Annotated in this window: 14 protein-coding genes; 9 read left to right on the top strand and 5 right to left on the bottom strand. The window is 53.5% G+C overall.

Annotated elements, in window-relative coordinates:
• The first annotated feature begins 10 nt into the window (after positions 1 to 10).
• Together NYE29_RS15950 and NYE29_RS15955 are read left to right on the top strand one after the other, a co-directional pair.
• Complete coding sequence (locus tag NYE29_RS15950; protein WP_076112500.1) at positions 11 to 553, top strand: GNAT family N-acetyltransferase; 543 nt, start codon at positions 11 to 13, stop codon at positions 551 to 553.
• Between the two features lie 230 nt (positions 554 to 783).
• On the top strand, positions 784 to 1,530 hold the full coding sequence (locus NYE29_RS15955; protein ID WP_340899731.1) for an NADPH-dependent oxidoreductase: 747 nt from the start codon (positions 784 to 786) through the stop codon (positions 1,528 to 1,530).
• 91 nt (positions 1,531 to 1,621) lie between these two features.
• Here NYE29_RS15955 and NYE29_RS15960 read toward each other — a convergent pair whose 3' ends face one another.
• Positions 1,622 to 2,434: a histidinol-phosphatase gene (locus tag NYE29_RS15960; protein WP_340896737.1), complete on the bottom strand. Its 813-nt coding sequence runs from the start codon at positions 2,432 to 2,434 to the stop codon at positions 1,622 to 1,624.
• A gap of 98 nt (positions 2,435 to 2,532) precedes the next feature.
• Positions 2,533 to 3,435 carry a LysR family transcriptional regulator gene (locus tag NYE29_RS15965; RefSeq protein WP_340896738.1) on the bottom strand — a complete coding sequence of 301 codons (903 nt, stop codon included), beginning with the start codon at positions 3,433 to 3,435 and terminating at the stop codon, positions 2,533 to 2,535.
• A 398-nt stretch (positions 3,436 to 3,833) separates the two neighbouring features.
• Here NYE29_RS15965 and NYE29_RS15970 point away from each other — a divergent pair, with 398 nt between their 5' ends.
• The 5 genes from NYE29_RS15970 to NYE29_RS15990 all read left to right on the top strand — a co-directional run bounded on the left by NYE29_RS15970 (position 3,834) and on the right by NYE29_RS15990 (position 8,715).
• Positions 3,834 to 4,289: a chemotaxis protein CheX gene (locus NYE29_RS15970; RefSeq protein WP_340896739.1), complete on the top strand. Its 456-nt coding sequence runs from the start codon at positions 3,834 to 3,836 to the stop codon at positions 4,287 to 4,289.
• A 27-nt stretch (positions 4,290 to 4,316) separates the two neighbouring features.
• Positions 4,317 to 5,093, top strand: coding sequence for an SDR family NAD(P)-dependent oxidoreductase (locus tag NYE29_RS15975; protein WP_052092286.1), 777 nt, complete (start codon positions 4,317 to 4,319; stop codon positions 5,091 to 5,093).
• A gap of 172 nt (positions 5,094 to 5,265) precedes the next feature.
• Complete coding sequence (locus NYE29_RS15980) at positions 5,266 to 6,753, top strand: DEAD/DEAH box helicase (protein ID WP_340896740.1); 1,488 nt, start codon at positions 5,266 to 5,268, stop codon at positions 6,751 to 6,753.
• Positions 6,750 to 7,496 carry an ABC transporter ATP-binding protein gene (locus tag NYE29_RS15985; RefSeq protein WP_038596054.1) on the top strand — a complete coding sequence of 249 codons (747 nt, stop codon included), beginning with the start codon at positions 6,750 to 6,752 and terminating at the stop codon, positions 7,494 to 7,496. The genes NYE29_RS15980 and NYE29_RS15985 overlap by 4 nt, the downstream gene beginning before the upstream one ends.
• Position 7,497: 1 nt before the next feature.
• Positions 7,498 to 8,715, top strand: coding sequence for an ABC transporter permease (locus NYE29_RS15990; RefSeq protein ID WP_340896741.1), 1,218 nt, complete (start codon positions 7,498 to 7,500; stop codon positions 8,713 to 8,715).
• 279 nt (positions 8,716 to 8,994) lie between these two features.
• On the opposite strand, the gene NYE29_RS15995 is transcribed toward NYE29_RS15990, so the two are convergent.
• From NYE29_RS15995 to NYE29_RS16005, 3 genes are all read right to left on the bottom strand, one after another.
• Entirely contained in the window at positions 8,995 to 9,105 is a 111-nt protein-coding gene (locus NYE29_RS15995; RefSeq protein ID WP_020429695.1) for a hypothetical protein, read from the bottom strand.
• A gap of 152 nt (positions 9,106 to 9,257) precedes the next feature.
• On the bottom strand, positions 9,258 to 10,559 hold the full coding sequence (locus NYE29_RS16000; protein WP_340899732.1) for an aminotransferase class I/II-fold pyridoxal phosphate-dependent enzyme: 1,302 nt from the start codon (positions 10,557 to 10,559) through the stop codon (positions 9,258 to 9,260).
• 275 nt (positions 10,560 to 10,834) lie between these two features.
• On the bottom strand, positions 10,835 to 11,449 hold the full coding sequence (locus tag NYE29_RS16005) for a pyridoxamine 5'-phosphate oxidase family protein (RefSeq protein WP_340896742.1): 615 nt from the start codon (positions 11,447 to 11,449) through the stop codon (positions 10,835 to 10,837).
• Between the two features lie 138 nt (positions 11,450 to 11,587).
• Here NYE29_RS16005 and pdxR point away from each other — a divergent pair, with 138 nt between their 5' ends.
• Complete coding sequence (gene pdxR / locus NYE29_RS16010; protein WP_340896743.1) at positions 11,588 to 13,147, top strand: MocR-like pyridoxine biosynthesis transcription factor PdxR; 1,560 nt, start codon at positions 11,588 to 11,590, stop codon at positions 13,145 to 13,147.
• A 120-nt stretch (positions 13,148 to 13,267) separates the two neighbouring features.
• Complete coding sequence (locus NYE29_RS16015) at positions 13,268 to 14,053, top strand: helix-turn-helix domain-containing protein (protein WP_076112495.1); 786 nt, start codon at positions 13,268 to 13,270, stop codon at positions 14,051 to 14,053.
• The last annotated feature ends 52 nt before the right edge of the window (positions 14,054 to 14,105 follow it).

Below are 14,105 nucleotides of genomic sequence, written 5' to 3' on the forward strand. Positions count from 1 at the left end.
AGGAGCGCGTATGATCACTTACGAGACTGTAGGATTCATGGCCCAGCAAGGAGCCGCAGTGGAACTCCGGACGATGTTGCCTGCCGAAGGTGACAGGCTCAAGATGCTGCTCTCTCACCCGGATGTGCAGCGCCACATTTTGCATCGCAGTACAGCAGGTTCACAGCCAGCCCATCTGGATCAACTGGTGAACCGTATGCTGTATCCCTACGATCCTTGCGCGCTGCATGTGGGGATCTATCGCAAAGATGCACCGGAGCTGATCGGCACCGCCTCCCTGCAGAGCTGGAACCGTCATGAAGGCAAAGCCGTACTAGGCTACATGCTCGATCCTGTATGGTGGGGGCAGGGCCTTGCTACAGAGGCCATTGGATTGTTGCTGGGCTATGGCATGCGGGAGCTTCGCTTGACCCATGTGGAGGGGCGCTGCCGCGGCGATAACCTCAGGTCCGAACGGGTCATGCTCAAAAACGGGTTGACGCTGGAACGGATCATGCCGATGGCTGATGGCTCGGGCGATGTAATGAAAGTATTCACATTGTTACACAAATGAAATAATGCCGTTATCAAACTCTAACAGTGTCCGGTTAAACTAAGTACATGACCCCCTTTTGAAAATATAACTGCTGTTGGGACCCGATGATTCGGGTCCATTTTTTTTGTTCTGTTGTCAATCCATTGGGGCCCGGAAGCGGTCAGGGACTGGAAGCTCCCGCAGCTGTTAGTATATGATGGTTGTACAATTATATATCTGGATTTTAGGAGGATGTAATCTTGAATGAAGTGCTGAAGACATTAAACAATCACCGGTCTTTCCGGAAATACGGTCCGCAGCCTGTTGAGCCGGATAAGCTGCAGATGATTATTGAGGCCGCTCAATCGGCCCCATCCTGGGTGAACGGGCAGCAGGTCAGTATTATTGCTGTGCAGAATGAGCAGCGCAAGGCTCAGCTATCGGTCTTGAGCGGGAATCAGAAGCATGTGGCCGACGCCCCGGTATTTTTGATCTTTTGCATGGATTTTTACCGGGCCAAGCTGGCAGCCGAGCTGGAGGGACAGCCATTTGAGGCTGTGCACGATGTGGATGCGCTGCTGGTCGGTGCGGTGGATGTGGGAATCGCTTTGGAGAGTGCGGTTGCCGCTGCGGAATCCCTGGGGCTGGGCATCATTCCTATCGGTGGAATCCGCCGCAATACTGCAGGCGTAATTGAATTGCTGGACTTGCCGGAGTATGTATTCCCGGTGGTCGGCTTATGCGTGGGGTATCCTGCCGAAGAGCTGCCAAAGAAGCCGCGTCTTCCGCTGGGAGCGGTTTTTCACGAGGAGTGTTATAATCCTGATCAGAAGGGATTTATACAGGACTACAATCTGGCGTACCGCGGGTATCTAAAAGCGCTCGAAATGACGGAGAGGGATTGGAGCGCTACGATCGCCCATTTCTACGCTCTTAATCCGCAGTATGGAGATGCGCAGCATACGCTGAAGAAGCAGGGTTTTACCTGTGATAATCTGCAGAAACCGGAAGAATAACAAAATGCACCGCAGCGTTAACGTAATGGATGTCATGCTGTCCATCGACCGTTGAGCACTGCGGTGCATTTTTTTGTGAAGTTACAGTGTGTCACTGCAGCGGAACTGTAATCTTCCCGCGCCGTTTGTAGTATACCCAGTGAGTGAACCCGATTTCCTTAAGGCGCGCAACCACAGCCTCCCGCTGGTCAGCAACCCGGGACGGAAGATGCGCATCAGAGCCAAAGGTGACCTCCACACCGTAATGCAGTGCACGCGCCAGAATATCATCCGAGGGATACCAGCCGCCGCACAGCTTGGTGCATCCGGAGGTGTTGATCTCGATGGCGACGCCGCATTCGCCGATTACGCGCAGGCATTCGTCGATTTCTGCAGGTGTAGAGATTTCCGAAAATTGCGGATAGTTTCCTTTCATGGCATCGATATGGCCAAGAATCTGAAACATGCCGGTGCGCGCGGATTCGGAGATCAGCCGGTAGTATTCAACCTTTGCCGCGGCTTTCTCCCGGCGGTCAAGCCCTTTCCAGCGCCCCTTATTAAAGATGCTGACACCCTTGACACTATGTACCGAGCCAATGATGTAATCAAAGGGATAAGCAGAGAGGGTTTGGCGGTAGAGTTCGGCATGTTCCGGGAAATAATCGGATTCAATACCGAGCAGCACATCAATTTTGCCTTCGTATTCTTTCTGCAGGGAGAGCACTTCTTCTACGTAATGGACAAGCTCCGATTTGGCCATGGCGATTTTGGGAAAGGCCTGTTCGGACGGACTGCCGAAATAAGGAGTGTGATCAGATATGCCGATGACGCCCAGACCGGCGTTGATGCCGGCTTCAATATAGTCCCTGATGTTTCCGTCGGCATGGCCACAGCGGAAATGGTGGGTGTGTAGGTCGAATTTCATGGATAGATCTCCTTTAGGCCAAATTTTACGAAAACAGTTCATGAAGTGCCGGACTTTGGGATCAGCTTCGACAGATGGATTCAAAGCTCTGCGCGGCTCTACTCTGAGCCGATAAATTGGGTTTCGGGCATGCCCTTTAGATCGCTTAAGAATTGCCTCATGGCCGAATTGACATATTTGCCGGACTTGGTAATGACACCTACGGGATGCGTGACCTCAAGTTCGATAATCGGTACGATTTTGAGTGTGCCGCTGCGGACTTCTGCCGTAACTGACTGTTTGGAGATAATGGCTGCGCCGAGATCAAGCTCGACCATCCGCTTAACCTCCTCGCTGCTGGTCAGCTCCATGATGACCTGCGGCTGGATGCCGTGTTTTGCGAACACCTCATCGGCGAATTTGCGGCCGACCGTGTCGGGGGACAGGAGGATGAGCGGTGTTTTACCCAGGGCTTCAATCCCGGCCGATTTGACCTGGGCCAAAGGGTGCCTTGGTGAAACAACCAGTTCAAAAGTATCATAATACAGCACAGATGTGGTCATCGCAGGACTCCGTCCAATCAGATAACCGATGCCGACATCGACCAGGCCGTTTTCGACATGCTGATAGATTTGTGATGAAGACATCGAGGAAATCGAAGTTTTGATATGCGGAAACTGGTCTTGAAAATAGGACAGGATACGCGGCAGGATTTGAATGGCAATGGAGGTGGTCGTTCCGAGAATAATATGCCCTTGGGGATTCTCATCAAGATCCGCAAGGCGCTGCTTAAGCTCTTCGACAATACTCACGATCTGCTCTGCATGCGTAAGGAACACTTTGCCTCTGTCCGTCAAGGTAACGGGCTGGTTACGGTCAACGAGCTGAGTTTTGAACTCTTCTTCCAGACTTTTGATTTGTGCCGAAACTGCCGGCTGGGTCAGGTTAAGCAACTCACCTGCCTTGCGGAAGCTCATCGTTTTGGAGATCGTAATCAGCGTTTCGAGCTGGCTGATGTTCATGGACTTGCCCCCCTTTTTGACTACCGAATAATGCTGCCGCTTCGACCTGTAATGGGAACAACGGACGATTTTCCCGGGACGGCATAGCTGGTTGGTTCCTGATCAATAAGACTTTTATAGGTGCTCGGGTCTCCGCAATAATGCAGGAATTCATTTCGGTCCATAGCCGGATTGAATGTGGATATGCAGTTATATCTTACACCGGTTGTTGGCATTTGATTAAATTATAGGAGATTCCTTCCGGCAGAGCAATGTTGCCAGGCAAACTATCTTGTGATTTCCTTCGACACCCCCATTAATTTTTGATGAATAATGCCGATATATGAAGTATAATTATAAATTATTGAATAGGACTTTCGGTATATGACTAAAGACTGGTAGAGGGGGGACACATCTTAATGAAAGCAGAAGTAATTAATCCGTTTTTAGAGTCTGCACGCATTGTAATTGAGCAGGTTATACAAGTCTCGCCATCCACCGGTAATCTGGGCATTAAGGATATTGAACTGATCGATAATCATATATGGATTCAAGTGGGTATGACGGGTCAATTAAGCGGAAATATTATCTTTGGGATTGCAGAGCAGGTTGCACTGAAAATGGTATCGGCCATGATGGGCGGTTACGTGATTACAGAGATGGACGAGATGGGGCAGAGCGCGATTTCGGAACTGGGCAACATGATCAGCGGCAATGCCAGCACGATTCTTTCCAACCAAGGTGTAACTGTGGATATTACTCCGCCGAAGCTAATGAAGAGTGAGAGCATGTCCGTACTGCCGCGCAGAGCACTGAGCATCCCGCTCTTGATGGAAGGCATCGGGGAACTTGATATTCAAGTGATGATCTCTTAGGCGGACAGTTGGGAGCTGAAGATTTTCATGCAACTTAAAGACAAGATTGTTGTCATAACAGGGGCTTCAAGCGGGATCGGGGCGCTGACAGCGCAAATGCTCAGCAAGCGTGGGGCTGTCCCCATTCTTCTGGCCCGTTCGGAAGATAAACTGAAAGAAACAGCGGCCGGTATTCCGGGCGTTTTTGGACTGTACACCTGCGATGTCAGAGATGAGGCGGAAGTGGAGCGGACCTTTGGCGAAATTCTGGCGGTGTACGGCAGGATCGATATTCTGCTCAACAACGCCGGATACGGCAAATTCGCCGGTTTTACCGAGATGGAACCCCATGAATTCGATGATATGATGGATGTAAACTATATGGGCATTGTACGTTGTACGAAGGCTGTAGTTCCGCATATGCTGCAGCGGGGAAGCGGGCAGATTGTCAATGTGGCCTCCATGGCCGGCAAGATTGGTACAGCCCGTGCTGTTGCTTACACAGCAACCAAACATGCGGTTCTCGGTTTCACGAATGCGCTTCGCCAGGAACTCCGGAAGAGCGGGATTATCGTTTCGGCGGTGAACCCGGGGCCGATTGCCACCGACTTTTTCAAAACGGCTGATCCATCAGGCAAATACGAGAAAAGTGTAGCCCGGATGATGATGACTCCGCAGCATGTGTCCTCCAAGATCGTCAAGCTGATGGAGAAAGGCAAAGAGGAAGTAGATCTGCCCGGTCTGGCGGGTTTTGGCATCCGGCTGTATGCTTTGTTTCCACGGCTGGCGGATAAGCTGACCTATAACGTTATGAACAGAAAATAAAGGTTTCATTAGCAGGTGTCTGTCGTCATTCTGCAGGGCGGCAGTCCTTTTTGCAGGTCTAGCCTGTGCTAATGACAGCTTATCCTTGCATAAACGGCCTTCCATTTGGTGGAGAGGCCTTTTTGGCATATAATGAAGATATTAACTTAAGCGAAAAGGATGAATTACACTTATGAATAAAGCTTCTTTTGCGGCCATCGGCATCCAGGACGACCTTGTTGCCAGATTGTCGGAATTCGGCATTACTGATCCATCTCCGGTACAGGAGCAGACGATCCCGCTTCTGCTGGAGGGGAGAGATGTGCTGGCCGCTTCCCAGACAGGTACCGGCAAAACCTTGGCATACCTGCTGCCGCTGATTCAAGGGATTAACCCGGAGCACCGGGTAGTCCAAAAGGTGGTGCTGGCGCCAACCCAGGAGCTGGCGATGCAAATCCTCCGTGAGGCTGAGCGCTATGGAGCCCACCGGGGGATCAAGGCGATGGGCCTGATCGGCGGTGCGGCGATCAAACGCCAGATTGACAAGCTGCGCGAGCATCCCCAGCTCGTAGTGGGCACCCCTGGACGCGTGCGGGAACTGATCGGCCTCCGCAAGCTGAAAATGCATGAGGTCAGCACGATCATCATCGATGAAGCGGACCAGATGTTCCAGCTCAGCGGAGCCGGTGAAGTGGCGAAGATCGTCAGCAGCGCGCTGCGCACGCGCCAATTGGTCATGCTGTCTGCGACAATCGGACCGGAGACCCAGGCACTGGCCGCACGGGAGATGAAGAACCCGGCTGAGGTCGGCATTGATCCCGGAGTTATGACGGCGCAGAGTCTTGAGCATCACTATGTGGTGGCTGAGGAACGGAACAAGATTGATATGCTGCGCCGGGTCATCCGCCATTACAACCCGCAGCGGGCGATAGTGTTCGTGAATGCTACCGAGGACATTGCCGAGGTGGAAGCGAAGCTGAACCATCTTGGGCTTACGGCGGCGGCGATCTATGGGGATGCGGACAAGGTGACACGCAGCAATGTGCTTACCCGGTTCCGTGACGGCAAGTTCCGCGTACTGGTGGCGAGCGATGTGGCGGCACGGGGCCTGGATATCGAGAATCTGACGCTGGTAGTGAGCTTTGATCCGGCGTTTGACTCGGAGCATTATGTGCACCGGGCAGGGCGTACGGGACGTATGGGACGCCGTGGACTGTCGGTCTCCATTGTAACGGAGCAGCAGACGTTCATTATGCGCAAATTCGCCCGAGAGCTGAATATTACGCTTGAGGAGAAGGAAATGGTCGCCGGCAAGGTTATGGCGGCCGATGAAGCCCGCAGCCCGCTGGGCGGCGGTGGACGCGGGCGCGGGGAAAGTGCCACCCCGCGCAAGGAAGGCGCCGCACCGCGCAGCGGCAAGCCGCCTGTACGGACATCGGCTGTGCAGGCCGATGCGGCCATCAAACCGGCCTTGCCGCGGCAAGGCCAGGCGGGAACTGCCGCAGGCGGAGAAGTGCGGCGTGAAGGGCATCACGGTACGGGCCCGGCTGCAGACGGGCGCGGCGGTGCCGCTCCTGCGGGTAAACCGCGCGGCAGCAGTGCGGAACGTGAAAAGAACCGCAAGAACAAGGGAGCCCCGAAATGGCTCAAGAACAAAACCCCGAGAGGTGACGGTCAATGAATACAGCCCCCGTACTCGAGATTACGGGCTTAAGTGGTGGGTATAGCCTGAACAAGCCGGTGCTTCATGATATCGGCCTTCAGGTGCAGCCCGGTGAAATGGTTGGACTGATCGGTTTGAACGGAGCCGGAAAAAGCACGACAATGAAACATATCCTCGGCCTGATGTCGCCCCATAAAGGTGAAATTACCGTGAAGGGCAAAACCCGCAGTGCTGACCCGGAGGGGTATCACAGCGCATTGTCTTTTGTGCCGGAATCTCCTCTGCTCTACGAGGAAATGACGGTCCGCGAGCATGTCGAATTTACTGCCAGAGCTTACAGCGTGGAGCGCAGCGACTATGAATCCCGCAGCGAGCAGCTGGCCGCACTCTTTAATATGGAGGACAAGATGGATACATTGTCCTCCCATTTATCCAAAGGTATGAAGCAGAAAGTGATGATTATGTGCGCTTTCGTGGCGCGTCCGGCACTGTATGTCATTGATGAGCCCTTTCTTGGCCTGGATCCGCTGGGTATCCGCTCTCTGCTCGACTTCATGCTGGATTTGAAAAAAACGGGAGCGTCGATCCTGCTGAGCTCCCATATCCTTTCCACAATCGAGAACTACTGCGACCGCTTTATCGTGCTGCACCGCGGCAAGGTTATCGCCCAAGGCACGCTTGCAGAGATGACCGCAGCTGCAGGGCTGCAGGGCTTGAACTTGGAGCAGCTGTTCTACGAATTGGTTCAGGGAGGGAAATGATATGGATTTAAAGGAGCTGCGCCGGCAGCGGCGCAGCCGGTTCATGGGAAGCATGCTGCCTTATGTGGGGTATGTCATTAAGAGTGGTGTAGCGATGCTCTTGCTGCTGCTGCTGATTGTCTTCTCGGCCTGGTATACTTCGCTGCTTCGGGATACTCCGTCAGGTATTCCGATCCGCTGGGTTATGCTGGTCCTGCTGCTGCCTGCGGCAGTGCACAGCAGCTTCCGGACGTATCTGCAGAGTCCGGATACTATATTTTTGCTTCCGCAGGGACACCGGATGAAGGAATATTTTGCCCGTACCTGGGTAAGCGGAAACGTGTGGAAAATTGTGCGGCTGCTGTTTGTACTGATCACCGTCTGGCCCTTGTACATACGTACGGATGAATCGCCTAGGAGTCTGTTCGCTACCGTTCTCATTCTGATTCTGGTGAAATTGCTGTCCAGCTACGGGCTATGGCGGGAAACCGCAATGATATCCCGCCCGGCCGCAGTGGCCTACAACCTGCTGCGCTGGGCAGTAGGCGGATTAATGATTGCGGCATGGCTGTGGCAGCCGTCTCTCCGGGCCCTGATCTTCATATTGATCCTCGCGGCGGCATATTTGGCTGCATGCTCTGTTCCCGGACGGCATTCCGTTCCCTGGGAGCGTCTGATTGCCATGGAGAAGAACCAGGGGTCGAGGGCCTTGATGATTCTCGGCTGGTTCGTGGATGTGCCGGGACGTGAGCAGCGGGTATACGCCCGGCGTTACCTGTCACGCTGGGGGAGCGGTATCGCATGGCGGAGTAACGCTGCTTACCGTTTCCTGCTGACCAAAAGCTTTGCCCGGGGAGATGTCTTCGCCATTGTGATGCGGATCGCTGTCCTGGCGTTGCTGCTGGTCTGGTGGAATCGCGGCAGCTATATAGGAAGCGGCATTTACTTGTTCTTCCTGTTCATCATGGGCATTCAGCTGTCGGCTTTGCGCAAGCTGCATAGCGAGTCGTTCTGGCTGTCGGTGTATCCTCTGCCAGAGGGCAGCAAGGGTGAAAGCACGAACCAGTTCATCTTCCGCGCCCTTTTACTGCTGGCCTTGCTGACCGGCCTGCCATTTCTGGTCACAGCGGGTGAACGTCCGCTGCCTGTTCTCGGCACCTTCCTTGCCGGAGCGCTATTGGCCTACGTGTTCAAGGAATACTTGAAGCGCAAAGAAGCCGCGGTGGATGAGGATTTCTAACTTTTGGTGAGACCGGAGTGGAATCCCGGCAAGCCTGTATTCCGCTCCAAGCACAAAGACGCCTTGATAAGAGCGGATGCTCCCGTCAAGGCGTCTTTGTGCAAAGATAAGAATTTATATGTTTCACGCTATAAATTATCCTTCTATTTCTCGCTGAAACGGATACCGTCCTTTTGAGGACGGCAAAGCCGTTTCCACTTGTGATTAGCAGAACAGGGAATGCTGCCACGCGGGAACGGGAGAGAGCCCGAGGCTCCCTCCCGGGAGAGTCATTCCCGGTTAGACAAAGAGTGAACGGCTGATGATAACCAGCAGGATAAAGAGAACCAAAATTGCACCTGTGCTTGTAAATCCAGGGTATCCGTATCCGCCTCTTACTTCTTCGCTCATGTTCATTCCCCTTTCGAATGTGTTTGCTGTACTTGAGTACATCGTATTGTATGTGCGGATAGATTAACGTGTATAGGCCAATGTCGCAGGGAAAGTCAAAAAAAATCAGCTCCAGGTACCCGGAGCTGATTTCGAGATCAATGGTTTTGGGATCAGGCTTTTTCCAAATCGCGGATTCCCGCATAAACCAGATCGAACAAATCTTCAAGCTGCTCCTCTTCAATACAGGAGAAGGCAATGCGCAGATCGGTTTCGCCCAGGGCGATTGTGCCCAGGCCATAATTGTGGATCAGATGCAGCCGCAGGTCTTCAGCGGATACAGTGTGAAGCTTCAGGCACATAAAGTAGCCGGAGTTGAAAGGATAATACGTCCATACGTCATCGCCGTATTTCCCGCTGTCGAGCAGTGCCTTCACTTTGTTGGCACGGCCTTTCATGATCTGGAACTTTTCTTCCTTCTGTTCAGCGAACTGCGGGGCCTTCAGTGCGTCCAGCACAAACGTCTGAGACGGGTGTGCACCGCTGGAAATAGTGGCGCGGATAATGCCGAGCGTTTTCTGTTCCAGTGCTGCAAGCAGCTCCTTGTTCTCCGAAGCGTAGGTGATGAAGCCGACGCGGAAGCCCCAGACAAATTCCTCTTTGGTGGCCCCGTCAATCTTGACGGCCAGCACGCGCGGATGGAGATTGGCCAGACGGCCGAACAACGATTCCTTGAGAGAATCCTCGAAGAAAAGTCCGAAATACGCGTCATCGCTGACGACTACGACATTGATGCCTTCCTCGGCAGCGCGCAGAATCGCGGCAACGATGGCTTCTCCTTCTTGTAGGCCGGGAGTATAGCCTGTAGGGTTATTAGGGAAGTTGAGCAGGACAATGGCTTTGCCGCGTCCCTTCTGGGCGAGCAGCGCTTCCAGCAGTCCTTCACTATTGAATTTCATATCTTCAGTGAAAAGCGGATAGTTGACGATTTCGCTGAGCCGGCGGATGCCGAAGGTCAGCTCGTAATTCTCCCAGTTCTTGTCCGGATAGATGATGGCATCGCCTTGTTCTGCGAACAGATCGGCAACTATGCTGAGCCCGTGCGTCAGGGCATTGGTAACGATAGGGTTGCCGAAGGATTTGCCTTCGAGCGATGGATTTTCACGGAGCATTTTTTCCCGCCATACAGTGCGCAGCTCTGGTTTGCCTGCAGGAGGAGCATAGCCGTACAAGTCTTTGGGACTGTAAGCGGAGAGCTTATCCTGAATGACACCAAGGTGCATAGGCATGCCATTCTCGGTAGCAATACCGATGGTTGCATTGTATTTCTTGGCGTGAGCTGTTGCTTCTGCGGATTGGCTCAGGATGCCCTCTTTAGGAAAATAGATCGCCTTGCCAAGATCGGAGAGCATATCGTACACATGTTCATTGCCTGCCTTGATGCTTTCGTTTAATTGTCCAGCCAGTGGATTCATCAGTTTCATCCTTCCGGTATTCTTCTGGGATATATACGTTAACATTGCCTAACATTATATCACCGTGATTCCCAGCCGTCACTGATGAAAGCAGCCATTTTATAAATACTTTTAGAATATTTTCAGCGGTGTTAGCCAAGCTGTAATTCGTTTCGGTGCGAAGGATGGATTGACGCCTGACATCTTCCCGGGAAAGAAACGGAATCTCGGATAATCAGCGTAATCCGGTTCTTTCCGGCCAGAGCATAACTCAGCTATCCGGTGCTCTGCTTAAGTCAGCTATGGTGGGGGCAGTATTTTTTCATCATTTCTATCGTTTCGGCATCGCGTTCTCCGTTTCTCTCCGCCAGACCCCGGGTGATTCCGGCCCGTTCCTCTTCTTTCAGATTCTGTCCAAACTTAAATTTGGCTGTGAGCTCATCCGGAACAATTCGCACGACCGCAACACCCTTCAGCCGCGAGCGGTATTTCGGATCTTCGGCATCAATAGGATCAAAGCCGCCCTCGGGCTGCAGCTTGTTCATAAACCGGGACAATACAGCAGCCTTCTCGGCGGACGCCTCCACAAGTTCGGCCACTCCATAAGCAGTTACGCTTTTAAAATAGGCCGTGGCAGGGCAAGCGAGATGGGGATCGCTAAAATAAGAGGGGATTAGCGCGTATTCGTCGGCAACGGTAAAGCAGACCCGCGCCTGCTGGCGGATGCTCTCCATTTTGCCTCCGGCATGACTGCCGTGGAAATAGAAGCAGCCCTCCATATAGACGAAATTCAGCGGAGTGACCCGCGGCTGTCCCTGTTCATCGCTTGTACCGAGAAAACCAAAGCTCATTCCTTGCAAAAATTGGGCCACTTCTTCTTCCTGCTCTATCTTAAATTCTTTTCTGCGCATAATACACGTCCTTTTCATCATAGTGGCGGAGTACTCACCTTGAGTAATTGTTTACATAGAATAGTTGATAAATTGACAATGAAAAAGGACCGGTTTACAATTATTTTAATAGTCCACTTTTGAGGAAAGGGTGGGGAGATGAATTTCACACTGCCATATGACCAGTACCTGGCCATCCACCGTTATAAATATCTGGCGTTATATCATGCGCTCCGGGCAGCGATCTTGGAGGGGATACTTCCCGGGGGGACAAGGCTGCCGTCAACAAGACGGCTTGCCGAGCTGTATCTTGTGTCGCGCGGTTCAGCATCACAGGTATATGACATGCTGCTGGCTGACGGTTACATCAAGACTGAGAAGGGCCGGGGCACCTTTGTTTCAGATGACAGCTTTTTTCCTGCTGCCGGGGGAGAGCCGGTATACAGGGAGGATTCAACCGATCATCAAGTGGTTGATTCGCCAAGGGTCGGCGCTGGACTCAATCCGGCAGGTGAGGAAATTCGCACAACTGATCGGGAGGTTCTTGAACCTGGAGCGATCCCGCTGTCCTCTTGGGGAGAGCGCCTGATGGAGCGCCAAGTTTCCATCTACGGGCAGGCTGGTGAAGATGTCATCAGCTTTCGCAGCAGTGGCATGCGGATTGAGCATTTTCCTTACGGCGAGTGGCGGAGCGCACTGAATTACGCCGGAGGCAAGGGAGGCGGGATGCTGGAGGGCTATTGTCCGCCGCAAGGGGAGGAGAGCCTGCGGCGGGCAATTGCTGCTCATTTGCGGATTACCCGGGGAATCAGAGCCGATGCGGAGCAGATCGTGCTGTTCAGCGGCTCGATGCAGGGCATTGTCCTTCTGGTGCAGCTGCTGCTGGAACCGGGGGAACCTGCCGTTGTAGAAGATCCCGGATTTCATGGCATCCGCCGGGCAGTGGAGATTGGCGGTGGTAAGCTGCTGCCGGGACGGGTTGACGAGAGCGGGCTTGTGCCCGAGAATTGGGCAGCCCGGCTGCTGTTTGTGACGCCAAGCCGCCAATTCCCCACCGGAGCGGTACTGCCGCTAGACCGGCGGCGCAGCTTACTGGAATGGGCCCGGCGGCAGGAGGCGGTCATTGTCGAGGATGATTATGACAGCGAGTTCCGCTGGGGCGGCCGGCCGATTGAACCGCTAAAAGCGCTCGACCGGGAGGACCGGGTAGTGTACATCGGCTCCTTCTCCAACAGCGTGTTCTCCGGGCTGCGGCTCGGGTTTGCCGTGCTGCCGCCTTCGCTGGTGGGTCCTGTGATAGCGGCCAAGGCGCTTTATGAGCCGCTTCCAGGCGCACAGCTTGAGCAGCGGGCGTTGGCCCGGTTCATGAGCACTGGCGGGTACAGCCGCCATCTGCGGCGGATGACGCGCATATACGGGGAGCGTGCCCGCATTTTCCGTGCGCTTCTGAATGAGCGGCTCGGAATGCTTTTTCAGCCGTTGCCCGGCGATTCCGGCCTGCATATTTATGCCCGGTGGCTGCGCCCGGAACAGGAGTATACCGCCTTCCGGGAAGCGGCTTTGCGGCGAGGCGCAGACTTCCGCGACGCAGCGCTGTACCGGATAGGCCCGGGTAGTCCTGCGGCTTGCTTTTCTTTTTCCCATCTCGATGCTGAGGCACTGGAAGAAGGGGTGAACCGCCTGCTTCTGGCCTGGAAGGATGTGCAAAAATACACGTGACAGGGTATTATGAGAGTAAGGAAATGTATGCTTACAAAACTTAAGCGTATGTTCGAAGCGATTTTTTGTCGAAGCTAATTCAGTGAGGTAACGCTCACAAAAAATTTAGGAGGAAATATTATGCTGCATGCATCGCCGTCCTCTTTTGTGATCCTGCCTGCCCTGGCGAAAATTGTCTGCGAACCGGGCTGGAAGTGGCAGAAAAGAGAGAAGCCGCTGCAAAATTATGATCTGTTCTATATCTGGAGCGGAGAAGGTACGGTTGTGCGCAGCGGAGTGCCTTTCAAGGTAGGAAAGGGAAGCTGCTTCCTGTTCCGTCCGGGCGACTTTACGTATGCGACCCATAATCCGCAAAAGCCGCTAGTGCTTACATACATTCATTTTGACGTAACCGAAGAGGTCACGGATATTCCCCAGCCTTACCGTGAATTGACCGAAACAGTGGAATTTGAGCACCTGCTTGCCCGTTATGTCCGCCTGTTCCTGGTGAAGACCTACGCTGCAGAAGAGGAGGGGCGGCTGATCTTGAAGCAGCTGATGATTCATCTGCTGCGCGAGGACCGGGTGATGCCGGTAGAGCGGCATGTCAGCAATCAGCTGGCTGAGGTCATCCACGAGGTGGCCAACTACGTCAGCCAGCATCCCGGAGCGGCGCACCGGGTAGAGGATCTGGCAGCCCGGGCGGGGCTGTCGCCACGGTATTTTTCGATCAAATTCAAAGAGATTACAGGTTCCTCGGTCCAGTCCTATGTCATCCGTGCCCGGATTGAGCGGGCCCAGCACCTGCTGCTATATGCCGGGATGAATGTCACTGAGGTGGCCGATGCACTGGGCTATCGCGATATTTTCTTTTTCAGCCGCCAGTTCAAGCAGCATACGGGGAAAAGTCCGTCAGAAATCCGCTGATTCTTCCTTTTGTTTCACCTTTTTGCTGCAAGGGTAAATACGTTGCAACTTA

This window comes from Paenibacillus sp. FSL M7-1046 (assembly GCF_038007405.1).
GTDB lineage: Bacteria > Bacillota > Bacilli > Paenibacillales > Paenibacillaceae > Paenibacillus_AQ.

Coding starts and splice junctions, on each gene's coding strand:
- NYE29_RS15950 (WP_076112500.1), top strand. CDS start 11: ATGATCACTTACGAGACTGTAGGATTCATGGCCCAGCAAGGAGCCGCA.
- NYE29_RS15960 (WP_340896737.1), bottom strand. CDS start 2,434: ATGAAATTCGACCTACACACCCACCATTTCCGCTGTGGCCATGCCGAC.
- NYE29_RS15965 (WP_340896738.1), bottom strand. CDS start 3,435: ATGAACATCAGCCAGCTCGAAACGCTGATTACGATCTCCAAAACGATG.
- NYE29_RS15970 (WP_340896739.1), top strand. CDS start 3,834: ATGAAAGCAGAAGTAATTAATCCGTTTTTAGAGTCTGCACGCATTGTA.
- NYE29_RS15975 (WP_052092286.1), top strand. CDS start 4,317: ATGCAACTTAAAGACAAGATTGTTGTCATAACAGGGGCTTCAAGCGGG.
- NYE29_RS15980 (WP_340896740.1), top strand. CDS start 5,266: ATGAATAAAGCTTCTTTTGCGGCCATCGGCATCCAGGACGACCTTGTT.
- NYE29_RS15985 (WP_038596054.1), top strand. CDS start 6,750: ATGAATACAGCCCCCGTACTCGAGATTACGGGCTTAAGTGGTGGGTAT.
- NYE29_RS15990 (WP_340896741.1), top strand. CDS start 7,498: ATGGATTTAAAGGAGCTGCGCCGGCAGCGGCGCAGCCGGTTCATGGGA.
- NYE29_RS15995 (WP_020429695.1), bottom strand. CDS start 9,105: ATGAGCGAAGAAGTAAGAGGCGGATACGGATACCCTGGATTTACAAGC.
- NYE29_RS16000 (WP_340899732.1), bottom strand. CDS start 10,559: ATGAATCCACTGGCTGGACAATTAAACGAAAGCATCAAGGCAGGCAAT.
- NYE29_RS16005 (WP_340896742.1), bottom strand. CDS start 11,449: ATGCGCAGAAAAGAATTTAAGATAGAGCAGGAAGAAGAAGTGGCCCAA.
- pdxR (WP_340896743.1), top strand. CDS start 11,588: ATGAATTTCACACTGCCATATGACCAGTACCTGGCCATCCACCGTTAT.
- NYE29_RS16015 (WP_076112495.1), top strand. CDS start 13,268: ATGCTGCATGCATCGCCGTCCTCTTTTGTGATCCTGCCTGCCCTGGCG.